Annotated in this window: 28 protein-coding genes; 5 read left to right on the top strand and 23 right to left on the bottom strand. The window is 68.7% G+C overall.

All coding sequences use genetic code 11. The annotated features are described in order from the left end of the window. Positions 1–20 precede the first annotated feature (20 nt). The gene (locus tag OG589_RS42700) at positions 21–737 is read left to right on the top strand and encodes an ABC transporter permease (protein ID WP_405144589.1); all 717 of its coding nucleotides are present in this window, start codon (positions 21–23) and stop codon (positions 735–737) included. A gap of 12 nt (positions 738–749) precedes the next feature. Here the strand turns inward: OG589_RS42700 and OG589_RS42695 are convergent, their stop codons facing one another. After that, positions 750–1,097, bottom strand: coding sequence for a hypothetical protein (locus OG589_RS42695; RefSeq protein WP_405144587.1), 348 nt, complete (start codon positions 1,095–1,097; stop codon positions 750–752). A gap of 193 nt (positions 1,098–1,290) precedes the next feature. Between OG589_RS42695 and OG589_RS42690 the strand changes: the two genes are divergently transcribed. After that, positions 1,291–1,836 (top strand): hypothetical protein, encoded by a 546-nt coding sequence (locus OG589_RS42690; protein ID WP_405144586.1) that lies wholly within the window; start codon positions 1,291–1,293, stop codon positions 1,834–1,836. Positions 1,837–1,965: 129 nt separating this feature from the next. Here the strand turns inward: OG589_RS42690 and glmM are convergent, their stop codons facing one another. Genes glmM through rplM form a run of 3 tightly spaced genes read right to left on the bottom strand, consistent with a single transcriptional unit; the run spans position 1,966 to position 4,348 of the window. Continuing rightward, positions 1,966–3,327 (bottom strand): phosphoglucosamine mutase, encoded by a 1,362-nt coding sequence (glmM, locus tag OG589_RS42685; protein ID WP_405144584.1) that lies wholly within the window; start codon positions 3,325–3,327, stop codon positions 1,966–1,968. After that, entirely contained in the window at positions 3,324–3,851 is a 528-nt protein-coding gene (rpsI, locus tag OG589_RS42680; protein WP_405144583.1) for a 30S ribosomal protein S9, read from the bottom strand. The genes glmM and rpsI overlap by 4 nt, the downstream gene beginning before the upstream one ends. A gap of 53 nt (positions 3,852–3,904) precedes the next feature. Beyond that, complete coding sequence (gene rplM / locus OG589_RS42675; protein WP_405144581.1) at positions 3,905–4,348, bottom strand: 50S ribosomal protein L13; 444 nt, start codon at positions 4,346–4,348, stop codon at positions 3,905–3,907. Positions 4,349–4,723: 375 nt separating this feature from the next. Here rplM and OG589_RS42670 point away from each other — a divergent pair, with 375 nt between their 5' ends. Together OG589_RS42670 and OG589_RS42665 are read left to right on the top strand one after the other, a co-directional pair. Then, the gene (locus OG589_RS42670) at positions 4,724–5,461 is read left to right on the top strand and encodes a CAP domain-containing protein (protein WP_405144580.1); all 738 of its coding nucleotides are present in this window, start codon (positions 4,724–4,726) and stop codon (positions 5,459–5,461) included. A gap of 35 nt (positions 5,462–5,496) precedes the next feature. Continuing rightward, complete coding sequence (locus OG589_RS42665; protein WP_405144578.1) at positions 5,497–6,894, top strand: hypothetical protein; 1,398 nt, start codon at positions 5,497–5,499, stop codon at positions 6,892–6,894. A gap of 1,374 nt (positions 6,895–8,268) precedes the next feature. Here the strand turns inward: OG589_RS42665 and OG589_RS42660 are convergent. Then, the gene (locus OG589_RS42660; protein ID WP_405144576.1) at positions 8,269–8,709 is read right to left on the bottom strand and encodes a hypothetical protein; all 441 of its coding nucleotides are present in this window, start codon (positions 8,707–8,709) and stop codon (positions 8,269–8,271) included. Between the two features lie 671 nt (positions 8,710–9,380). Between OG589_RS42660 and OG589_RS42655 the strand changes: the two genes are divergently transcribed. Then, positions 9,381–10,259, top strand: coding sequence for a hypothetical protein (locus tag OG589_RS42655; protein ID WP_405144575.1), 879 nt, complete (start codon positions 9,381–9,383; stop codon positions 10,257–10,259). Between the two features lie 16 nt (positions 10,260–10,275). On the opposite strand, the gene truA is transcribed toward OG589_RS42655, so the two are convergent. From truA to rplF, 18 genes are all read right to left on the bottom strand, one after another. Continuing rightward, positions 10,276–11,169: a tRNA pseudouridine(38-40) synthase TruA gene (gene truA, locus OG589_RS42650; RefSeq protein WP_405144573.1), complete on the bottom strand. Its 894-nt coding sequence runs from the start codon at positions 11,167–11,169 to the stop codon at positions 10,276–10,278. 210 nt (positions 11,170–11,379) lie between these two features. After that, positions 11,380–11,931: a 50S ribosomal protein L17 gene (gene rplQ, locus OG589_RS42645; RefSeq protein WP_405144572.1), complete on the bottom strand. Its 552-nt coding sequence runs from the start codon at positions 11,929–11,931 to the stop codon at positions 11,380–11,382. 109 nt (positions 11,932–12,040) lie between these two features. Continuing rightward, complete coding sequence (locus tag OG589_RS42640) at positions 12,041–13,057, bottom strand: DNA-directed RNA polymerase subunit alpha (protein WP_114032755.1); 1,017 nt, start codon at positions 13,055–13,057, stop codon at positions 12,041–12,043. A gap of 127 nt (positions 13,058–13,184) precedes the next feature. Beyond that, entirely contained in the window at positions 13,185–13,811 is a 627-nt protein-coding gene (rpsD, locus tag OG589_RS42635; protein ID WP_405144570.1) for a 30S ribosomal protein S4, read from the bottom strand. A 20-nt stretch (positions 13,812–13,831) separates the two neighbouring features. Continuing rightward, positions 13,832–14,236, bottom strand: a complete 405-nt coding sequence (gene rpsK, locus OG589_RS42630; protein WP_012887860.1) for a 30S ribosomal protein S11 — start codon at positions 14,234–14,236, stop codon at positions 13,832–13,834. 93 nt (positions 14,237–14,329) lie between these two features. Next, on the bottom strand, positions 14,330–14,710 hold the full coding sequence (gene rpsM / locus OG589_RS42625; protein WP_262849274.1) for a 30S ribosomal protein S13: 381 nt from the start codon (positions 14,708–14,710) through the stop codon (positions 14,330–14,332). Between the two features lie 205 nt (positions 14,711–14,915). Beyond that, positions 14,916–15,029: a 50S ribosomal protein L36 gene (gene rpmJ, locus OG589_RS42620; RefSeq protein WP_003956441.1), complete on the bottom strand. Its 114-nt coding sequence runs from the start codon at positions 15,027–15,029 to the stop codon at positions 14,916–14,918. 106 nt (positions 15,030–15,135) lie between these two features. Further along, positions 15,136–15,357 carry a translation initiation factor IF-1 gene (infA, locus tag OG589_RS42615; protein ID WP_012887858.1) on the bottom strand — a complete coding sequence of 74 codons (222 nt, stop codon included), beginning with the start codon at positions 15,355–15,357 and terminating at the stop codon, positions 15,136–15,138. A 573-nt stretch (positions 15,358–15,930) separates the two neighbouring features. Beyond that, positions 15,931–16,398, bottom strand: a complete 468-nt coding sequence (locus OG589_RS42610) for a hypothetical protein (RefSeq protein WP_405144553.1) — start codon at positions 16,396–16,398, stop codon at positions 15,931–15,933. Between the two features lie 173 nt (positions 16,399–16,571). Further along, entirely contained in the window at positions 16,572–17,003 is a 432-nt protein-coding gene (locus OG589_RS42605; protein WP_405144551.1) for a DUF1707 domain-containing protein, read from the bottom strand. 62 nt (positions 17,004–17,065) lie between these two features. Further along, positions 17,066–17,908 carry a type I methionyl aminopeptidase gene (gene map / locus OG589_RS42600; RefSeq protein WP_405144549.1) on the bottom strand — a complete coding sequence of 281 codons (843 nt, stop codon included), beginning with the start codon at positions 17,906–17,908 and terminating at the stop codon, positions 17,066–17,068. Between the two features lie 126 nt (positions 17,909–18,034). Next, positions 18,035–18,688, bottom strand: coding sequence for an adenylate kinase (locus OG589_RS42595; protein WP_358546915.1), 654 nt, complete (start codon positions 18,686–18,688; stop codon positions 18,035–18,037). After that, a complete protein-coding gene (secY, locus tag OG589_RS42590) occupies positions 18,688–19,995 on the bottom strand; it encodes a preprotein translocase subunit SecY (RefSeq protein WP_358546918.1) in 1,308 nt (435 codons plus the stop codon). Before secY ends, OG589_RS42595 begins: the two co-directional genes overlap by 1 nt. A gap of 166 nt (positions 19,996–20,161) precedes the next feature. Continuing rightward, on the bottom strand, positions 20,162–20,635 hold the full coding sequence (gene rplO, locus OG589_RS42585; RefSeq protein WP_405144547.1) for a 50S ribosomal protein L15: 474 nt from the start codon (positions 20,633–20,635) through the stop codon (positions 20,162–20,164). Positions 20,636–20,637: 2 nt separating this feature from the next. After that, positions 20,638–20,820, bottom strand: a complete 183-nt coding sequence (gene rpmD, locus OG589_RS42580; protein ID WP_030451484.1) for a 50S ribosomal protein L30 — start codon at positions 20,818–20,820, stop codon at positions 20,638–20,640. A gap of 3 nt (positions 20,821–20,823) precedes the next feature. After that, positions 20,824–21,456: a 30S ribosomal protein S5 gene (rpsE, locus tag OG589_RS42575; protein WP_114032746.1), complete on the bottom strand. Its 633-nt coding sequence runs from the start codon at positions 21,454–21,456 to the stop codon at positions 20,824–20,826. 49 nt (positions 21,457–21,505) lie between these two features. After that, positions 21,506–21,886, bottom strand: coding sequence for a 50S ribosomal protein L18 (gene rplR / locus OG589_RS42570; RefSeq protein ID WP_405144544.1), 381 nt, complete (start codon positions 21,884–21,886; stop codon positions 21,506–21,508). A 2-nt stretch (positions 21,887–21,888) separates the two neighbouring features. Further along, the gene (gene rplF, locus OG589_RS42565; protein ID WP_405144542.1) at positions 21,889–22,431 is read right to left on the bottom strand and encodes a 50S ribosomal protein L6; all 543 of its coding nucleotides are present in this window, start codon (positions 22,429–22,431) and stop codon (positions 21,889–21,891) included.

Raw genomic sequence — 22,431 nt, 5'->3', positions numbered from 1 at the left:
CCCATCACCCGGAGCATCCGATGAACTCCGTCGTCGCCGGCATCACCTACCGCGCCGTGCTCGGGCGCCGCAGGGTGCTGCTGCTGATCCTGCTCCCGGTCGTGCTGATCGGGCTGGCCGTGCTCCTGCGCGCCGTCGGCAGCACGGACGAGAAGGCCGCGATCACGCTCATGCAGGTCTACGCGATCGGCACCATGCTCCCGCTGCTCGGGCTGATCGCGGGCACGGGCACGATCGCGCCCGAGATCGACGACGGCACGATCATCCACCTGCTGTCCAAGCCGATCTCCCGACCCGTGATCGCCACCACGAAGTTCCTGGTGGCCGCCTCGATGCTCGCGGTCTTCGCCGCCGTCCCGACGTTCATCGCCGGGTACGTCCTGGTACGCGACGAGGCCGGCATCGCGTCCGGCTTCGCGCTGGGCGCCCTGATCGGCGGCATCGCGTACGCGGCGGTGTTCCTGCTCCTCGGCGTCGTCACCCGGCACGCCGTGACGATCGGCATCATCTACGCGGTGGTGTGGGAGAACCTCGTCGGCGGCTACGTGCCCGGGGCGCGCAACTTCTCCATCCAGCAGTGGGCGCAGACCTTCGCCGCCCAGATCAGCGACTCGTCCTTCTTCAAGGCGTCGGTGGGCATGGGATTCGCGGTGCCCGCCGTGCTGATCGTCACCATCGGCTCGGTCATCTGGGCCGGCCAGCGCCTCCGCTCCCTCTCTCTGACGGGCGACGAGTAGGCGTCGTCCGCCTCAGCGGCGGAACATCAGGCGGACGCATACGCCTATCGCCACGCAGCCGATCGAGAACACCATCAGCACCGTCGAGGTGACGAAGCCGAGCACCCACAGGCCGTTGCCCTCCGGGCCCGGGCCCATGCCCTCCCAGAGGGCCACGAGGGGCTGCGGAGCCGCGAACGGCACCAGGATCGCCACGGCGCTCCTGACCGAGACGAAGACCCCGAGGACCACCCCGCCCAGCAGGACCGCCGCGCACAGCCAGGGATACATCAGCGAGCGGAAGAAGTCCCCGTCCGTGCCGGTGGCGGACAGCATCCACGTCGACAGCGCTCCCGCGACGAGCGAGATGAGGGCGATCAACTGATGCCTGTGCCTGTGGACCACGAGCAGTCACCCTAAATCACATCGCTCGCCCGGCGATCCGTCCTCGGCGCCGCATTCCCGGGGCCGGTGCGTGGGATGGGCTTGAGTCTCCACCAACTGGAGGATGCAGGGTTGGCCCTTGGGGCGCGCCCGCGGGCCGCCCGCATCATCCACCGAGGAGACGAGAAACGTGACCATACCGACCACGCCGTCCGCGCGAGAGCGCCGGCAGATCATCGACGACTTCGTCGGCCGGGCCTTCGCCGGTGTCGACCCCGGGGCGCCCGGAGCCCACGTCGCCCAGGGCATGCGCCAACTCCCCGCGGACTCGCCGGACGAGCCCGGCGCCGAGCAGGCTGAGGCGTGGGCGGAGCTCGCCCGCCTCGTCGCCGACGAGTCCTTCGGGCGGCGCGTGCGCCAGATGGCGCTGGCGGGCGCCGAGGCCGGCGAGCGGCCGTCGTACGACCCCGCGCCGGTGATCGAGCACGCGGGGGGCGCGGTCGCCGCGGGCGTCGCCCCAGGCTCGCCGGAGGGCAGGCTGATCCTGGACCAGATCGTCGACGCCGGCATGCCGGCCGAGGAGCGCGCCCGGCTGGCCGCCCAGGTCGAGACGTTCACCGACCGGCGGGTGGAGCGCTACTGGAAGCTGATGGGCGTGCTCAACGGCCGGGCGCCGTTTCCGTCCAGCGCCCCGGCGTTCGAGTGGTTCGCCGCCGCGCTGCGCGCCCACGGCTGAGCCGACCGGCACAGGAACGCTGGGAACGCTGGGAACGCTGGGAACGCTGGGAACGCTGGGAACGCGACAAGGCGGGGTCCTCAGTGAGGACCCCGCCTTGTCTTTCGCGTGGTTCGTGACTACGGACGCTCAGGCGCAGGCCGTGCGCACGACGTCGGCCAGCCGGTGCGCGATGAGCTCGGCCTCGTCCTGGGACTCGGCCTCGACCATCACGCGCACCATCGGCTCGGTGCCGCTGGGACGGATGACGACCCGCCCTGCGTCGCCGAGCGACTTCTCGGCGGCGGCCACCGCGGCGGCCAGCTCCTCGGACGTCGCCGCCTTCGCCTTGGAGACGTCCCTGACGTTCACCAGAATCTGGGGAAGCCGGGTCATGACCGACGCCAGGTCCTCAAGGGAACGGCCCGAGCGTGCCACCTCGGCGAGCAGGTGCAGCGAGGTCAGGAGCCCGTCACCCGTGGTGGCGTGGTCGAGCATCACGACGTGACCCGACTGCTCGCCACCGAGGTTGAAGCCCCCGGCCTTCATGGCCTCCAGCACGTAACGGTCACCGACGGCCGTCTCGACCATGGTCAGCCCGGCCTTCTTCAATGCGATCTTGAAGCCGAGGTTCGACATGATCGTGGCGACGACGGTGTTCTTCACCAGGGAGCCGCTCGCGCGCATGGCCAGCGCGAGGACGGCCATGATCTGGTCGCCGTCCACGACCTCTCCCGAGGCCGTCACGGCCAGGCAGCGGTCGGCGTCGCCGTCGTAGGCGATGCCCGCGTCGGCGCCGCGCTCCACGACGGCCTCGCGCAGCGCGTCGAGGTGGGTGGAGCCCACGCCCTCGTTGATGTTGAGGCCGTCAGGCGAGGCGCCGATGGTCTCGACGACGGCCCCGGCACGCAGCAGCGCCTCGGGCGCGACCATGTGGGCGGCGCCGTTGGCGCAGTCGACGATCAACCGCAGGCCGTCGAGGCGCCCCGGGATGCTCGTCAGGACATGGGAGACGTAACGGTCGGCCTCGCCGAACGCGTCACGCACCCGGCCGACGGCCGCGCCCACCGGGCGGTTCCACTTCTCGCCGAGCCGCTGCTCGATGTCGTTCTCGACCGCGTCGGGCAGCTTGAAGCCGCCGCGGGCGAAGAACTTGATCCCGTTGTCCGGGGCGGGGTTGTGGGACGCCGACAGCATGACCCCGAGGTCGGCTCCGAGAGCGGAGGTCAGATAGGCGACGGCCGGGGTGGGCAGCACGCCTAGGCGCAGCACGTCCACTCCGGACGACGCGAGGCCGGCGACGACCGCGGCCTCGAGAAACTCTCCCGAGGCACGCGGGTCCCGGCCCACGACGGCGACCGGGCGGCCACGCCGCCCGACGCTCGACTCGAACGCACCGGCATCACCGAGGACGTGAGCCGCCGCGACCGACAGGTCCATGGCCAGCTCGGCCGTGAGGTCGCGACCCGCGACCCCACGAACCCCGTCGGTGCCGAAAAGGCGACCTGTCAACGCTTGCTGTACTGCGGAGCCTTACGGGCCTTCTTGAGACCGGCCTTCTTGCGCTCCTTCATCCGGGAGTCACGGGTGAGGAAGCCGGCCTTCTTCAGGGGCGCGCGGTTGACCTCGGTGTCCAGCGCGGTGAGCGCACGGGCGAGGCCCATGCGGACGGCGCCGGCCTGACCGGTCACGCCGCCACCGTCGATGCGGACGAAGACGTCGAACTGGTCCTCGGCGCCGAGCGTCACGAAGGGCTCGTTGACGATCTGCTGGTGGACCTTGTTCGGGAAGTAGTTGTCCAGCGAGCGGCCCTCGATGGTCCACTTGCCGGTGCCCGGCGTGATGCGCACGCGGGCGATGGCTTCCTTGCGACGGCCGGTGCCGTACGAGTTGCCCGTGGTGATGGGCTTACGCGCGGGGACGTCGCTGCTGGGAGCGGACTCGCTGGTGTACTCGGACGGGAACTCCTCAGCGGAGTGGTCCGCAATGTCCAGCTCGCCCTCGATGGGCGTCTCGACACCGGTGGGCTCGGCCACGGTTCTCCTCTAACTTTCGATCTTGGCGTCAGCCGTCGGCCAACGGTGTGCGACTACTGGGCGATCTGGGTGATCTCGTACGTCACCGGCTGCTGCGCCAGGTGCGGGTGCTCCGAACCGGCGTAGACCTTGAGCTTCTTGGCCATCTTCCGGCCGAGGGAGTTCTTGGGAAGCATGCCCTTCACGGCCTTCTCGATGGCGCGGTCGGGACGCTTCTCGAGCAGCTCCTTGTAGGACACGGAACGCAGACCGCCCGGGTAGCCGGAGTGGCGGTACGCCTTCTTCTGCTCCAGCTTGTTGCCGGTCAGTGCCACCTTGTCGGCGTTGATGACGATGACGAAGTCACCGGTGTCGACGTGCGGCGCGAAGATCGGCTTGTGCTTACCGCGGAGCAGCGTGGCGACCTGGGTGGCCAGCCGACCCAGCACGACGTCGGTGGCGTCGATGACGTACCACTGACGCTGTACGTCGGTGGACTTAGGGGTGAACGTGCGCACGGTGGTAAGCCTTCTGTCTGGTTGACATCTGTCGGTAGGTCATGGGCGGGCGCACGACAAGGCCCAGACCTTCCGTCTCCACGAGCAGGGAGATGACGCCGGACGCGCCGCGCATCGGTCGCGAGGGACCAATCGCACACAACGAATCAGCAGACTACCGGTTGTGACAGGCGTGGGTCAAAACGAAGCACCGACGCAGGGACGTCACACCGGATCCGCACGACGAGTCTACCGGCGACCGGACCAATGCCTCAACGAAAACCAGTCCCCCGCGTCTCTTCTTTAACATGAGCCGACCTCTCTATATTTGGCAGCGGTATGTGTCAGCCTCTCCGACCCAGGCACACCCAGCGGTTCCCCCGTCGGCGGACCCACGTGGGTCTCTTGGCGTGCCTGACGGCGGCGCTGCTCGCAGGGGTCGTGATCTCACAGCTCGACACCTCCAAGGCCACCAACGAGGTCTACCTGGAGACCGGCACCCCCGCGCCTTCCGCGAGCCGGCTCCTCGCGGCTCCCGAGCACCAGGCCGAGGCCGACGGCAAGCGCCCGTCGCTCGGCCACGTGTCGCGTCCGAGCGCGCCTCCCACGAGCCAGGCCAGGCCGACCCCGACGCCCACGGCCACCCGGCGGCACAGCTCCATCGAGGGCTCGGGGTCGGAGGTTCCCGCCGGCACGACCGTGGGCACGGCGAGCGACGGCCAGGGCGGCGACACCGAGGAGAACGCCCCTCCCACCGGCGAGCTGGAGGCGGCGGCGGTCGACCTCACCAACAGGGAGCGGATGCGCGCCGGGTGCGCGCCCCTGAGGGTCGACTCGCGGCTCGCCCGGTCCGCGCGCGCCCACAGCCGCGACATGGCCGCTCGTAACTATTTCGGCCACACCGGCCCCGACGGCCGCAGCCCCTGGGACCGCATGGCCCGCGCGGGGTACTCCAACAGCGCCGCCGAGAACATCGCCCGAGGCTACGAGTCGGCCGACGAGGCCGTACGCGGCTGGATGGCCAACAGCGGCCACAGGCGCAACATCCTCAACTGCAAGATCACGACCGTTGGCATTGGCGTCGCCTACGGTTCCGGGGACACATGGTGGACGCAGGACTTCGGCTATTCCTGACCTGTTATGTCGCGCTGCCGGGCTAGTCTCGGCGCATGGGTTACCCCGGGGATCGTCAACCACGCCGCCAGCCTTACCGCCCGTACGAGACACCTCAGTCCACCGGTGACCTCCGGCCCGAGGCGCAACCGCACGAGCAGGCTCCCGAGTCGGCGTGGCCTCCCGTGGAGGAGCGCGACCCTGGTCAGCGGCCATGGTCACGGCGCGACCTCGCCCACGACCCGCTCTTCGGCCCCGCCCCCGGCACGCCCGCTCAGGGCACGCCCGCTCACGGCACGCCCGCTCACGGCACCACCGGCCCGGGTCACGTGAGCGGCCAGGGATTCGGCGCAGGAGAGCCCGCGTTCGGCGCGGGCCGGTCCTTCGGCGGGGACCCCGCCGCACCTGGCGGTGACCGGCCGTTCGAGGCGTGGCAGGCGCCCAGGGGCGCGTTCGAGACGTCCTCCCCGCCGAGCCGCCCGTTCGTGGCGTCGCAACCGCAGGGGCACGCGTTCGAGACGTCGCAACCACAGGGGCACGCGTTCGAGACGTCGCGGGGCAACCCTTTCGATGTCGGGCAGCAGCCGCGCAGCCGTCCGTTCCAGGAGACCGAGAGCCGCTCCTTCGAGGAGCGCGGAAGCGACCGGCCGCCGGAGACCGAGAAGCCGCCGTCCCAGCCCCCCATGGAGAGGCGGAGGCGCGAGCCGGAGGAGCCCTCCGGGCGGCGGCGCTCCCGCACCCCGTACTTCGTCGCGGGCGGTGTCGTAGCCCTGATCGTCGCGGCGGGCGCGGGCATCGTCATCTTGGGCGGCGGCCAGGATCCCGTGAGCACGGCCGCCCCCGCCAGCACGGGCCAGCCCGCGCAGGTCCCCCTCGTGGGCAGCCCCTCCGACAAGTACGGCTACACCGCCTCGCGGAAGAGCGACCCCCAGCCGCTCACCCTCAACGAGCTGTTCGGCCACAGGAAGGTCACCGCGCACGGTCGCTCCTACCTGATGACGGTGCGGCGGGCCGACAAGAAGTGCAAGGACGCCGTGCACGGCACGGGCATGCAGAAGGCGCTGACGGCGGGGCAGTGCACGCAGTTCCTCCGGGCCAGCTTCCGCGACGCCCCCGGCAAGCTCATCGGCACCGTCGGCGTCGGCAACCTCAAGACCTCCAGCGCGGCCAAGAAGGCCGCCAAGGCGGGCACGGGCGGCGAGCTGGAGGACTACGTCACCCCGCTTCCGGGGAAGGACTCGGCGACCAAGCTCCTCGGCAGCGGCAACGACTCCTATGCCACCGCGTGGTCGCAGGGCCACTATTTGGTCCTGCTCTGGTTCCAGTACAAGGACGGGCACAAACCGACCAAGGCGGAGCTGAAGGCTCTCAACCGAGCGGCCATCGACATCACCGAGGCGAGCGTCTTCTCCGCACTCGACACCCGAGCCCTCACCGGCGCGCGGGGCAACTGACCCCTAAAGCCGCCCAAATGCATCATTAAGCGGACAAACATGCCGTCGAGCTAGACCGGGAAACGCCCATAGCGGTATGCCGATCTCCGACTGTGGATACGCTTCCGCGTATGCGTGGCCAGGATTCCGGATCCGAGCACGAACGCGAGACCGATAGCTCGGGGGCTCCGCCGATGCCACCCCCAAGCTTCGGGCAGGCGCACAAACCCGTGCCGCGGACCGAGCAGAGCGTGACGGACCCCGACTCCCCCAAGGAGACGCCGCGGGTCCAAGACGCGTCCACTGACCAGCCGCGGCGGCCCGCGCCCTGGGGCGGCCCGGACGCCCAGCCGTGGGACCCCGCCGAGCGTTTCCCCACCGAGTACGACTGGTTCGGCCGCACCGACCTGCCCGACCAGGACGCCGAAGGCCTAAGCGGTGGAATGAGGCCGGAAGGCCTGGGCGGTGCGGGGTCTTCGGAGGGCGTGAACAGCGCGGAGGCACAACGCCCAGGCCCGGTCATGGACCCATGGCCCGGACCGAGCAGCCCGAACGCGCCTGGCGCGCAGGATCCCGCCGTCGACCCGGCGTACAGACCTCCCGGCGAGATGCGTGTCTGGGCGGCTCCGGTCGCCTTTCCCACGGAGGCACCTCCCGCTGAGCCGTTCGCCCCTTCTTCTGGCTCGGACCGTCCTGTCCGACCCGGCCACGACCCGTCTGCCGCTCCTGCCTTCCCTGCTTCGCAGGACGCCCAGCGTCCGACCTCGGCTCCATCCGAGGCAGCGCCCGCCGAACCCCGGCGAACCGCCAACTTCGTGGCACGTGACATTCCGGTCTGGCCGCCGTTTCCTGCTCCAGGAGAGCAGGAGCAGCACGGGCAGACGGCGCCACAGTCGGCCGGCGGGCTGCTCTCGGGCGAGGCCACCATCCCCGGCACCCGTACGCCCGGGTCCACCGGCGAGACGGGACGGCATGAGATGCCGGCAGCCGGTGCGGCCCTGCCTTCCGCTTCAGCAGGCGACGCCTCCAGAACGGCCACGCACGGCGCAGACACCGCCAGAACGGACGTACGCGCGTCAGAAACGTCGAGCACGGCGGCACACGCATCAGAAGGTTCCAGAGCGGACGCGCTCGGACCGCACGCATCTGGATCGGACGGACTCGCAAGAGATACGCCGGGCACGGACCCGCGTGGATCGGCCGAGCCCACCGCGAACACGCCTAGAACAGACACACTTGGAACAGGCGCCCCCGGCGCGGAGACGCTTGGGGGGAACGGGCCTGGGGTGGGCGGGCTTGGGATGGAGGGGGCTTGGCCTTCTCCTGCCGCGACTCCTTCGCCGTTGACGGCCTCTGGTCAGTCCACAGCCTCTGGTGCGTCCGCGAATCTGGCTCCTACGTCCCCATCTCCGGCTTCTGCTCCGTCCGCAGGTCCAGGCTCAGGTTCGGCTCCGTCCGCAGCTTCAGGCTCAGGTTCCGCTCCGTCCGCAGGTCCAGGCTCAGGTTCGGCTCCGTCCACAGCTTCAGGCTCAGGTTCGGCTCCGTCCGCAGCTGCTCCGTCCGTAGGTGCAGGTTCCGTTCCGGCCACGGGTTCCGCCGCCTTCGCAGGTTCGCCTCAGGGCACCGATTCCACTCCATCTGGTTCGTCCACTCCTTCGACTCCGTCCACGCCGCCGCCTCCGCCGCCGGGGCAGCCTGGGCCCGGGCCGAGGCCGGCTCCTCCGATTCCCGCGCCCTCGCCTCCGCCGGTGCCTGGACCTTCCATCCCCGCGCCGCGTCCCCCTGCGCCCGCCACCGCCCCTGAGCCCCCGCCGGGATCACCTGGCTCCGACCCATCCGGGCCGACGATCTCCCGGCGGAACCTGCCTTCGATCCTCCGGTCCCAGGCGGGCCCCCCGCCGAAGGCAGGCGCCTCCCAGCCTTCGGCGCCGGCGCCGGGCACCCCGCTGCCTCCCGCTCCGGTGAGCCTGCCCGCGCTTCCCGGGTCTTCCCCCCAAGGCGCGTCCGCGTCCGGTACGGGCGCGCCGGGCACCGGCTCATCCGGTACGGGCGCGTCAGGGGCCGGCTCGTCCGGGACGAGCCCGTCGGCGGGGGGATCGACAGCGTCCGGGCCCTCGAAACCGGCTCCGGGCACCCCGCTCCCACCAGCGCCTCTCACCAGCGACGCGCTCTCGCCCGCGCCCGGCACGCACAGACCACCCGCGCCAGGATCCTCATCCGGTACCGGCCTCCAAGCCATCTCCGGTACGGGCGTTCAAGGCACCCCTGGCACCGGTGTCCAAAGCGCCTCCGGTGTTCAAGGCACCTCCGGTGGTCAGGGCGCTTCCGGCCTCCAGGCTTCTCCGGGCGGTGGGCTTCCCCCCGCACCGGCTCCCGGGACACCGCTTCCACCGGCGCCGCGGAGCCTCTCGCCCCTCGGACCTCCCCCGCTGACCGGCCTGTCCGGGCCGGGCTCCCCCTCGACCGCCGTCACGAAGTCCGGCGCCTCCAACCCGAGCACCTCCGATATGAGCCCCTCCAACATCAGCACCTCAAAGCCGAGCGCCTTCAACGCGGAAAGGCCGCCGTCCGCGCCGGTGGTCGAGCGCCCGCCGTTCGTCCCTCCGGGCGCCGTCCGGCCCGAGCTGCCCCCCGCTCCCAGCACCGCCAAACCCGCGGGCGGTTCTTGGAAGAAGGTCGTGCTGGCCGCCGCGGTGGCGGTGGCCGTCGCCGTCATCGGCACGGCCGCCTTCTTCGGCTACCGGAGCTACAGCGACGACCCGGCGCCGGTGAGCCTGCCGACCCCCATTCCGTCAGTGGACGTCGATCTGCCCGAGCCCGACGAGTCGATCACTGCCGAGCCGACGCCCGCCGCGACCACCGTGCTCAACTCCGAGCAGACCGACCCGAAGAAGCTCACGCTCAAGGAGGCGTTCGCGCGGCAGCGCGTGAGCGTCGGAGGGCGCGTGTACACGCGTACCAAGGTCAACATCACGGCCCAGTGCGACAAGGTCGCCGTGGGCACGTTCGCCACGGCGCTCAAGCGCCAGAAGTGCAGCCGTGTGCTGCGGGCCACCTACGTCGACAGCAAGCGGAAGTACGCGGTCACGACGGGCATCGCCGTGTTCCCCACCAAGGAAGCGGCCGTGGCGGCGGACAAGAAGAAGAACCTCTCCAAGACCGTGTGGTTCCGCGGCCTCGCGGGCAACACGGGTAGCGGCGCGGACAAGGCCGACATCTCCGGTGGTTACGCCGCCGGGCTCGTCTGGGGCCGCTACATCGTCTTCAGCTTCGCCACCTACAGCGACGGCCACACGCCGAACGGGCAGGAGAAGGACCTCGGGCCGGTGAGCGGCGCCTTCCGCGACTACACCGCCCACGTGATCGAGAAGCGCGTCACCGGCTGACACCGGACGCCTGCGGTCAGCGCTCCAGCGTGCGTACGCGGCGAGTCAGCCGGGCGCGGCCGGTCAGCTCGCCGGGCTCTGGGTAGCGGACCTCTTCCAGGCACAGGCCGTGCGCCGGGGCGACGTTCACCCCAGCCGCCCGTACGCCGTTGGCGAGCACTTCCCCGGGCCACTCCACAGGCTGGTGCCCCTCGCCGACGGGGAGCAGGGACCCCACGAGGGCGCGCACCATGGAGTGGCAGAAGGCGTCGGCGACCACGGTGGCCACGAGCAGCCCGGCGTCGTCCCGCACCCAGTCCAGCCGCTGGAGCTCCCGGATGGTCGTCGCGCCGTCCCGCCTCTTGCAGAACGCGGCGAAGTCGTGCTCCCCCAGCAGGCGCGCGGCGGCCTGGTTCATGCGGTCCATATCGAGCGGACGGGCGTGCCAGAGGACCTCCCTCCTGCGCAGAGGGTCCCCCCCTCCCGGAGCGTCACAGACGCGATAGGCGTAACGCCGGGACAGGGCGGAGAAGCGCGCGTCGAAGCCCTCAGGGGCCTCTGTGACCGAGTAAACCCGCACATCTTGGGGAAGTACGCCCGCAAGGCGTCGCATGAGCGCAGAGAGCCGCTCAGCCGTGCTCATGGGCTCCTGCGCAGCGGCCCTGCGGCCCTCGACCGCCTTCAGTGCCTCGGCGGGCAGATCCACGTGGGCCACCTGACCGCGCGCGTGCACCCCCGCGTCCGTACGCCCGGCGACGGTCAGGGACGGAGCGGGGTCGAGGCGGAGGACGCGGCCGAGCGCCGCTTCAAGCTCCCCCTGGACGGTCCGGCGTCCCGGCTGGCGCGCCCACCCGGAGAAATCCGTGCCGTCGTAGGCCAGATCGAGCCGGAGCCTGCCCGTCGCGGTCTCCGGTCCAGTCGTCTCCACCACGCCGGTCCGGCCTCCTCTCCTACCGTTCACAACGCTCACCAGTGGGCTTGAACCGCCAGGACCGGCGGTACAGCCCGTTCCATCCTCATCCCCCGCGCCATGGCGGGGTCCGCCAACGCGAAGGGCCCAGCACACCGGTCGGTGCGCTGGGCCCGTTCACGATCAATCACCAGCCGGGGAGGAGAACCCCCCGCGCTACCACGGCGAAGATCAGGCCTCGTCCTTCTTGGACTCGGTCTTCTCGTCGGCGGGAGCCTCGTCGGCCGGGGTCTCGACCTTGTCGGCCGGGGCCTCGTCGGTCTCCGTCGCGGTGACGTCGTTCTCAGGGAGCTCGACGACCTCCTCGGCGGGGGCGGCGGCCGGCGCGGCGGCGGGCGTCGTGCGGCCAACGCTGACCGCGTTCAGCGGCTCGGCCACCAGCTCGATCAGCGCCATGGGGGCGTTGTCGCCCTTACGCGGGCCGAGCTTGGTGATGCGGGTGTAGCCACCGGGACGCTCGGCGAAGGTCGGAGCGATCTCGGTGAACAGGTGGTGGACGACGCCCTTGTCCTTGACCACGGCCAGGACCTGGCGGCGGTTGTGGATGTCGCCCTTCTTGGCCTTGGTGATCAGGCGCTCGGCCACGGGCCGGAGGCGCTTGGCCTTGGTCTCGGTGGTGCGGATGCGGCCGTGCTGGAACAGCTGGGTGGCGAGGTTCGCCAGGATCAGCCGCTCGTGAGCCGGGCTGCCACCAAGACGTGCGCCCTTGGCTGGCTTGGGCATGGTCGTTCTCCTTTGGGATAACCCGCTCCGGCCGTATCAGGTACCGGAGTCGGGCCGGGAGCCTCGGGCGAGGCTCCCGTTGTCAGAAAAGCGGTGAAGCCGGAGCCGATCAGTACTGCTCGGTCTCCACGTAACGGGCGTCGTCGTCGTCGTAGTCGCCACCGGCGACGGCCGTCGGGTCGAACCCGGGCGGGGAGTCCTTGAGCGCGAGCGTCATCTCGTGCAGCTTCTGCTTGACCTCTTCGATCGACTTGGCGCCGAAATTCCTTATATCGAGAAGGTCCTGCTCGCTGCGCGCGACCAGCTCGCCCACGGTGTGGATGCCCTCGCGCTTGAGGCAGTTGTAGGAGCGGACCGTGAGATTCAGCTCCTCGATCGGCAGCGCCAGGTCGGCGGCGAGAGCCGCGTCCGTCGGCGACGGGCCGATGTCGATGCCCTCGGCCTCGACGTTGAGCTCGCGGGCCAGGCCGAACAGCTCGACCAGGGTCTTGCCGGCGGAGGCCACCGCGTCGCGGGGCTTCATCGACGGCTTGGTCTCGACGTCCAGGATCAGACGGTCGAAGTCGGTGCGCTGCTCGACTCGGGTGGCCTCGACCTTGTAGGTCACCTTGAGAACCGGCGAGTAGATCGAGTCGACGGGAACCCGACCGATCTCCTGGCCGGGCTGCTTGTTCTGGGCGGCCGAGACGTAGCCGCGACCGCGCTCGACGGTCAGCTCCATCTCGAGCTTCGCCTTGCCGTTCAGCGTGGCGATGTGCAGGTCGGGGTTGTGCACCTCGACACCGGCCGGCGGCGCGATGTCGGCGGCGGTGACCTCACCCGGGCCCTGCTTGCGGAGGTACATCACGACCGGCTCGTCGTGCTCGGACGAGACGACCAGCGCCTTGAGGTTCAGGATGATGTCGGTGACGTCTTCCTTGACCCCGGGCACGGTCGAGAACTCGTGCAGCACGCCCTCGATGCGGATGCTCGTGACCGCCGCCCCCGGGATGGAGGACAGCAGCGTGCGGCGCAGAGAGTTGCCGATGGTGTAGCCGAAGCCCGGCTCCAGCGGCTCGATGACGAACCGGGACCTGGTCTCCTCGATCGACTCCTCGAGGAGGGACGGGCGCTGTGCGATCAGCATTTGGGTTCTCCCCTGGTTCCGCGGGGCCCGCTATTTGACCACCGCGACGGTGTACTTCGTTTCCTGCCTGAAGCTGTACGGCCTCCATGAAGGCCGTACAGCCCCTTGACAGACTATGCGCGAGCGCCTACTTGGAGTAGAGCTCGACGATCAGCTGCTCCTGCACCTGCGTGTCGATCTGCTGGCGCACCGGGAGCTGGTGCACGAGGACACGCAGCTTGTCCGGGACGACGCCGAGCCAGGCCGGGACGGTGCGGTCGCCCGTGGTGGCGCGAGCCACCTCGTACGGCATCAGGTTCCGGGACTTCTCACGGACCTCGACGATGTCGTGCTCGCGGACGCGGTAGGACGGGATGTCGACCTTCTTGCCGTTGACCAGGATGTGGCCGTGGCGAACCTGCTGGCGGGCGGCGTCACGCGAGACGGCGAGGCCGGCGCGGAAGACGACGTTGTCCAGACGGCTCTCCAGGATCTGGAGAAGGTTCTCACCGGTCTTACCGGTCTTGCGGTTGGCTTCCTCGTAGTAATTGCGGAACTGCTTCTCGAGGATGCCGTAGATGCGGCGGGTCTTCTGCTTCTCGCGAAGCTGGAGCTGGTACTCAGACTCCTTGGGACGGCCGCGGCCGTGCTCACCCGGGGGGTAAGGACGGATCTCGATCGGGCACTTGGGGGACTCACACTTGGCGCCCTTGAGGAAGAGCTTGGTCTTCTCACGGCGGCAGAGCTTGCAGTCCGCTCCGGTGTAACGAGCCATTTCTCTATATCTCCTGGGCCTCAGACGCGGCGGCGCTTGGGCGGACGGCAACCGTTGTGGGGAACCGGGGTGACATCCTGGATGGAACCCACCTCCAGACCGGTGGCCTGGAGGGACCGGATGGCGGTCTCGCGACCGGAACCGGGGCCCTTCACGAAGACGTCGACCTTGCGCATGCCGTGCTCCATGGCCCGGCGCGCGGCGTTCTCGGCGGCCATCTGCGCCGCGAACGGCGTGGACTTGCGGGAGCCCTTGAACCCGACGTGGCCGGCGCTGGCCCAGGAGATCACGTTCCCGCTCGGGTCGGTGATCGAAACAATCGTGTTGTTGAACGTGCTCTTGATGTGGGCGTGCCCGTGAGCGACGTTCTTCTTTTCCTTGCGGCGCACCTTCTTCGGTGCACCCTGGCGGCTCTTCGGAGGCATGTAGCGCTATCTCCTGAGGTGGTCGGTCCTGCTGCGTGGACGGGGGCGAGGCGTCGGGCCCTTGCCTGGCCCGGCTCGGCGCCCCGTCGCGGACTACTTCTTGCCGGGCTTCTTCTTGCCGGCCACGGTCTTCTTCTTGCCCTTGCGGGTGCGCGCGTTGGTCTGCGTACGCTGACCGTGCACGGGAAGACCACGACGGTGTCGGATGCCCTGGTAGCAGCCGATTTCGATCTTGCGACGGATGTCGGCCTGAACCTCGCGACGAAGGTCACCCTCGATCTTGAAGGTGGCCTCGATGTAGTCACGCAGCGGCACCAGCTCGGTGTCGGACAGCTGGTGGACGCGAAGGTCCCCGCTGATCCCCGTGACGCTCAGGACCTCCTGAGCGCGGCTGCGGCCGATTCCGTAGATGTAGGTGAGAGCGATCTCCAGCCGCTTGTCGCGGGGGAGGTCGACGCCAACCAGGCGAGCCATGGTCGGGCATTCTCCTTCGTTATGGCGGAGGTCCTGCGCGTCACTGCCCCTCCCCATGCCCGGGGTGAGGGCCTCGGCCTCCGACCGAGGGTCGCCCGCGTGGTTCGGCTTTACGCCGCCTTCGCGGGTGTGATGCGCGATTACATTTGTTCCGGGCCCGGCCCGCCTCGCCACCTGGTGGCTCGGCCGCCCTGCCCGGCCGCGATCAGCCCTGGCGCTGCTTGTGGCGCAGGTTGTCGCAGATCACCATGACGCGACCGTGCCGGCGGATCACCTTGCACTTGTCGCAGATCTTCTTGACGCTCGGCTTGACCTTCATAGTCCCTGTCGTTCCTCAGACGGCCCGCCCGCCGGCGCCACTCGGTCGAACAGCCGCGCCGTGCGTCGCACGGGCGGCCGGTCTTCCTCGCTGCCGGGAAGGGGGCTTACTTGTATCGGTAGACGATCCGCCCACGACTGAGGTCGTAGGGGCTCAGTTCAACGACAACCCTGTCGTCGGGGAGGATTCGGATGTAGTGCATCCGCATCCGTCCGCTGATGTGGGCCAGGACCTTATGGCCGTTGTCGAGTTGCACCCGGAACATCGCGTTCGGGAGCGACTCAACCACAGTGCCCTCGATCTCGATGGCGCCGTCCTTCTTGGCCATGTCCCTCGCGTTTCACTGATCGGTCGTCTGAGGTATCGGAACACTACGCAGCCGCGACCTAGAGCACGTGAGGATGCGGCGATGCCTGGACCGCCGACGCGCAATGGTCATAGTGAACCGACAAAGGAGTGTACGACAACCGGCGAGGAATTGCGAAACGCCTGGCGCTTGTCCGGACACAACCGACCACTAGCGTACCCCAGACCGCCCGCATGGTGGGACGCCCGGCCGTACGGCTTCGGGCAAGAACCGTGCACGTCTGGGGGCCGAGTGACCAGAGCGAACGTGGACGCGCCCACCCGGCGCTCGGTACCGCCGATACCGGTCCAGGGTGGGCGCGTGCTCATGGGTACGGGGAGGTGGGGGCGCACGGCGCCCCCTGACCGCTGTTGTCCGATAAAGATCACTTACCCGCCAACAAACCGGGAAACTGCCATCAGTGGTAAAGGCTGCGGCCAAATGCCCGTGAACACCAGAAGAGCGGGCGCTCCCAGGAAGCGCCCGCTCGGTGACCCCCGCCTCCGGCCCCCCTCACTGGGACCGAACGGTCAGATGCGTGGATACGAGGTCAGCTCAGAAGCTGCCGTAGCGGTGCCAGCCGCTCCAGTCGTAGTCGCTGGTCGAACCCTCGCCGACGCGGAAGCGGAACCCGTCGATGTCCTTGTCGTTGAAGAAGATCCGCTTCGAGAGGTGACCGAAGGTGCGGTACCTGTTGTAGCGGTGCCAGCCGCGGTCGTCGTGGTAGTAGACGTCGAACCACGCGTACTGCCTGTCGCGGTCACGGTCGAACAGGTCGAAGTCCAGGTGGTAACGGCCGTTCGACTTCCACCAGTAGCCCTGGGCGTAGGAGCGGTCGTTCCGGTCCTCTCCTCGGCCGAAGTCCGAGAAGAAGGGGCCGAACCGGTGGCGCGCCGACTGCGCCTGGGCCCCGGCGGTGCTGTCGGTCGTCGACGCCTGGGCCGCGGCGGGTACGGCCGCGAGGCCTGCCGCCAGCGACCCGGCGAGGGCGGTGCCGACGAGCAGGTTGCGAATCTTTCGCACGGTTTCCTCCTGTGAGCGAGCGTCCTCGGGATAAGGACGGATTCCCCGTGCCGGTCGAGCTTTGCTGGTGCCGCTCGTTCCGGACATCGCTCACGTTATGGAGGTCAAAGGATCCGTTCTGCGTACGAATCCACACTCGCGGCCGAGGGTGCATTTCTCCACAGAAGGCGTGATCAGCCCTTCCCGCCGTGGTTCTTCGAACCCGCGCCGAAAATCGTGCTGACCAGCAGGATCGCCCCCCACGGGCCCGCAACCCACATCGGCCAGAAATATCCGCCGAAGTCGGTGAGGGCCCAGATCACCGAGGTCACGGCCACCGCGGAGGCCCAGGCCGTCCAGGCAGCCCTGATCCCCTTGTCGTCCCCCTTGTGATCGGGACGCTTCGCCGGCGACTGGGCCGCGGCCGGGCGCGCGCGCAGGTCGATGTCGGGCAGGTCGGCGGTCAGCTTCTGCAGGTCACCAAAGGTCCTGCCCGCGTACACCAGCTCCAGGCGCTCGTTGAACTCCTCCATCGTGAGCCGGCCCTCGGCGCAGTGCTCGCGGAGGGCGGCCGCGACCCTGTCCCTGTCGCCGTCGGACGCCCTCATATCCGGTGTCGCAGCCATCGTCCTCAACTCCCGTGCAGACGTCCGCCGTGGAAGGCCGCCCAGCTAACGGTAAAGGGAGCTCATCGCTCCACCTTGCCGTCGGTGACGACTTCCCCTCCCAGCAGTTCGCTAAGCCGTGCTTTACCCCCGTCGATGGCGGTAAGCACCCAAGGACCATTATCAGTCACCGCGACGCTGTGCTCGAAGTGCGCGGACGCCTTTCCGTCGATCGTCACGACGGTCCAGTCGTCGGCCAGCACCCTGGTGCGGTCGGTACCGAGGTTGACCATCGGCTCGACGGCGAAGCACATGCCCACCTCGAACTTCGGGCCCCTGCCCGGCTTGCCGTGGTTCGCCACCCACGGGTCCATGTGCATCTCGGTGCCGATGCCGTGCCCGCCGTACTCCTGAGGAATGCCGTAGCGGCCCTGAGAGCGCACGTAACGCTCTACCTCATGGCCGATGTCGGACAGGTGCCCACCGACGGCCAGGGCCGCGATACCGCGCCACATGGCCTCCTCGGTCACCCGCATCAGCTCGGTCAGCTTCGGGTCGACCTCGCCGACCCCCATCGTGATCGCCGAGTCGCCGTGCCAGCCGTCGAGGATCGCGCCGCAGTCGATGGAGATGACATCTCCCTCGACGAGCGGCCGCCGGTCGCTCGGTATGCCGTGGACCACCTCTTCGTTGACCGAGGCGCAGATGGTCGCGGGGAATCCCTGGTAGCCCTTGAACGAAGGGATGGCACCCTCGTCGCGAATGGCCTTCTCGGCGATCGCGTCCAGGTCGAGCGGCGTCATCCCCGGTCGCACGGAGTTCCGCAGCAGTTCGAGCGTGCGCCCGACCACCAGGCCGGCGGCCCGCATCTTCTCCACCTGCGCAGGCGTCTTGATCTGAATCCCGTGCTTGTTCTTCTTGAACACTTACTGGCACCCCCTGGGGTGAAATAACGGACGACGCGGCATCCCAATTCCCCCAATTGTCCCCCAACAAGCCGAACGCCACCCCTGGGAAACGACCCCAGAAGTGGCGTTAGGCGGTGAAATATGTCAGTCGACGAAGCGGCGCAGCTCCGCCATCGCCCGCTGTGTGATCTCCTCGACCGGTCCGGTGGCGTCGACCCCCTGGAGGATCCCCTCATCCGCGTAGAACGAGATGAGCGGAGAGGTCTGCTCCTGGTAGACCTCCAGACGGTGGCGGATGGTGTCTTCCCGGTCGTCGTCCCGCTGGAACAGCTCACCGCCGCAGGCGTCGCAGACGCCCTCCTTGGAGGACGGGTCGAACACCACGTGCCACACCTTGCCGCAGGAACGGCAGGTGCGGCGCCCGGCGAGGCGGCGCACGACCTCCTCGTCGTCGACGACGAGCTCGAGCACGGCGTCGAGCGACGTGCCGAACTCGGCCAGCATCTTGTTGAGGATCTGGGCCTGTGGCACGTTGCGCGGGAAGCCGTCGAGCAGGAAACCCTCCTGCGCGTCGGCCTCCCCGAGGCGATCGCGGACCATGGCGACGGTCACCTCGTCGGGAACGAGGTCGCCACGGTCCATGTACTCCTTGGCAAGCTTGCCGAGTTCCGTGCCGCCCGACACGTTGGCACGGAAAATGTCACCTGTCGAGATCTTCGGGATGGACAGGTTCGATGCGATGAACTGGGCCTGTGTCCCCTTGCCCGCTCCGGGGGGCCCGACCAGGACGACGCGCACTACTTGAGGAAGCCCTCGTAGTTCCGCTGCTGCAGCTGGCTCTCGATCTGCTTCACGGTGTCCAGCCCAACACCAACCATGATCAGAATGCTCGTGCCTCCGAACGGGAAGTTCTGGCTCGCTCCTGCCACCGCCAGCGCGATGATCGGCACCATGGAGATCAGGCCCAGATACAGCGAACCGGGGGCGGTCAACCGCGTGAGAACGTAGTTGAGGTACTCGGCGGTCGGCCGTCCCGGGCGGATGCCCGGGATGAATCCACCGTACTTCTTCATGTTGTCGGCGACTTCAACGGGGTTGAAGGTGATGGACACGTAGAAGTAGGTGAAGAAGATGATCAGCACGAAGAACGTGGCCATGTAGACCGGGTGGTCGCCACGGACGAAGTTCTGCGCCAGCCACTGGACGACCGCGCCGGGGTTCTCCTTGTTGCCGAACAGCGACACAACGAGCTGCGGGAGGTAGAGCAGCGAGGAGGCGAAGATGACCGGGATGATGCCCGCCTGGTTCACCTTCAAGGGGATGTAGGTCGAGGTCCCGCCGTACATCCGGCGGCCCACCATGCGTTTGGCGTACTGCACGGGGATGCGGCGCTGCGCCTGCTCGACGAACACCACCGCCGCGATCATGAACACACCGACCACCATCACCACGACGAAGGTGAAGGCGTTCTGGCGGAAGATGTTCAGGAGCTCGGACGGGAAGACCGCGATGACCTGCGTGAAGATCAGGATCGACATGCCGTTGCCGACACCGCGGTCGGTGACGAGCTCGCCGAGCCACATGATCACGGAGGTGCCGGCCGTCATCACGACCACCATCGTCACGATGGTGAAGGCGTCGTTGTTGATGAGGAGCGGCTGGCGGCAGTTCGGGAACAGCTGCCCGGTGCGCGCGAGCGCCACGAACGCGGTCGACTGCAGGATCGCGAGGCCGATGGTCAGGTAACGCGTGTACTGCGTGATCTTCGCGTTGCCGGCCTGGCCCTCCTTCTTGAGAGCCTCAAGACGGGGGATGACCACTGTGAGCAGCTGGAGAATGATGCTGGACGTGATGTACGGCATGATGCCGAGCGCGAAGACTGAAAGTTTCAGCAGCGCGCCGCCACTGAACAGCTGCACCATGCCATAGATGTTGGCGGCGTCGCTCGACTGCGCCTCTTTCAAACACTGCTGGACATTGATGGTGTTCACACCGGGGGTCGGCAGCACCGAACCCAGCCGGAACAACACGATGATGCCCAACGTGAAGAGCAACTTGTTGCGCAGGTCGGGCGTACGGAACGCCCGGGTAATCGCGGTCAGCACGGCCCCTCCTGCGCGCCTGAAAGGCGGTATCGGTCAGCGAAGGTCTGGGAGTGATCCATCGGCACATCTCTGGTCAACGAGCCCTGGACAGCCTTCTGTCCAGCGCACTCTAACGCACTACGGGCGCGGTGGCTCTCTGTGAGCCCCCGCGCCTCGTATTGCCTGCCTACAGCTCGGTGACGGCGCCACCGGCCGCAGCGATCTTCTCCTTCGCGGAGGCGGAGAAAGCGTGCGCCTGCACGTTCAACGCCACCGAGATGTCGCCGGTTCCCAGGATCTTGACCGGCTGGTTCTTGCGGACCGCACCCCGCTCGACCAGCGTCTCCACGTTGACGTCGCCGCCATCGGGGAACAGCTCGCCGAGCCTGTCCAGGTTGACGACCTGATAGGTCGTCTTGAACATGGCGTTCGAGAAGCCCTTCAGCTTGGGCAGCCGCCGCTGGAGCGGAACCTGGCCACCCTCGAAGCCGAGAGGAACATTCGTACGGGACTTGGTGCCCTTGGTGCCACGACCGGACGTCTTGCCCTTGGACGCCTCGCCACGGCCCTTGCGGACCTTGGACTTGTTGGCGCCGGGGGCCGGACGCAGGTGGTGGATGCGCAGCGGCGTACCGCCGGCGTTGTTCTCAGCGTTAGCCATGACTAGTCGACCTCTTCCACCTCGACGAGGTGCGTCACCACGGCGACCATCCCCCGGATCTCCGGGCGGTCCTCCTTGACGACGACGTCGCCGATTCGCTTCAGGCCCAGCGAGCGCAGCGAGTCACGCTGGTTCTGCTTGCCACCGATCTTCGATCGGGTCTGGGTGATCTTGAGACGAGCCATCGGCTAGCTCACCGCCTTCGCCGCCGCGGCGGCCTCGGCGATGCCTTCGGCACGGGCCTTGAGCATGCGCACGGGGGCGACGTGCTCGATCGGCAGTCCACGGCGGGCGGCGATCTCCTCGGGCCTGCTGAGGCCCTTCAGCGCCGCCACGGTGGCGTGGACGATGTTGATCGGGTTGTCCGAGCCGAGCGACTTGGACAGCACGTCGTGGATGCCGGCGCACTCCAGGACGGCGCGCACCGGACCACCCGCGATGACACCGGTACCGGGCGAGGCCGGACGCAGGAGGACGACGCCGGCGGCGTCCTCACCCTGCACGGTGTGCGGGATGGTGCCCTGGATGCGCGGCACCTTGAAGAAGTGCTTCTTGGCCTCTTCGACGCCCTTGGCGATCGCCGCGGGCACCTCCTTGGCCTTGCCGTATCCGACACCGACCAGGCCGTTGCCGTCACCGACGACAACCAGGGCGGTGAAGCTGAAGCGCCGACCACCCTTGACGACCTTGGCCACTCGATTGATCTTCACGACGCGCTCGATGTACGAGACGCCCTTCTCGGCAGCGCCGCCGCGGCGATCGTCGCGACGGTCACGCCGCTCACCACCGCCGCCGGCACCGCGACGCGGAGCTGCAGCCATCAGTGGTTCCTCTCCTCGTTGCTCTTGATTGCGATCCTGGCTGGAGACATCAGAACTCCAGCCCGCCTTCTCGGGCGCTGTCCGCGAGGGCCGCGATGCGGCCCGCGTAGCGGTTGCCACCGCGGTCGAAGACGACAGCGGTGATCCCGGCGGCCTTGGCCCGCTGAGCGAGGAGCTCGCCGACCTTCTTAGCCTTGTCCGTCTTGGTGCCCTCGCCGGTACGGAGCGAGGCGTCCAGCGTGGACGCGCTCACCAGCGTGTGGCCGGCGGTGTCGTCCACGATCTGCACGAACAGGTGACGCGCGGAGCGGTTGACGACGAGACGCGGGCGGGCCGGCGAGCCGACGACCTTCTTGCGGACACGGCGGTGACGGCGCGAGCGCGAGAGCGCACGCGCGGCCGTGTGCTTGGCAACCTTGGTGAAGGCCATGACTACTTACCAGCCTTTCCGACCTTGCGGCGGATGACTTCGCCCTGGTACCGCACACCCTTGCCCTTGTAAGGGTCAGGCTTGCGCAGCTTCCGGATGTTCGCGGCGACCTCGCCGACCTTCTGCTTGTCGATGCCGTCCACGTGGAACAGGGTCGGCCGGTCGACGCGGAAGGTGACGCCCTCGGGGGCGTCGACGATCACCGAGTGGCTGAAGCCCAGCGAGAACTCCAGCTGCGTCGGGCCCTTGGCCTGGACGCGGTAACCCACGCCGACGATCTCCAGCGTCTTGCTGTATCCCTTGGTCACGCCGTCCACCATGTTGGCGATCAGCGTGCGGGACAGCCCGTGCAGCGCACGGACCTTGTTCTCGTCGTTGGGACGTGAGACGGCGATGTTGCCGTCGTCCCCCCGAGCCACGTCGATCGGCTCGGCGACCTTGTGTGAAAGCGTGCCCTTGGGGCCCTTGACCGTGACATCCCGGCCGTCGATGGTGATGTCAACACCATTCGGTACGGGGATGGGCAGCCGTCCAATTCGCGACAT

Origin of the sequence: Sphaerisporangium sp. NBC_01403 (assembly GCF_045040145.1) — a bacterium.
Classification (GTDB): Bacteria; Actinomycetota; Actinomycetes; order Streptosporangiales; family Streptosporangiaceae; genus Sphaerisporangium; species Sphaerisporangium viridialbum.
The sequence above is the reverse complement of the archived record's forward strand: the minus strand, read 5'-3'. Positions and strand labels throughout refer to the sequence as shown.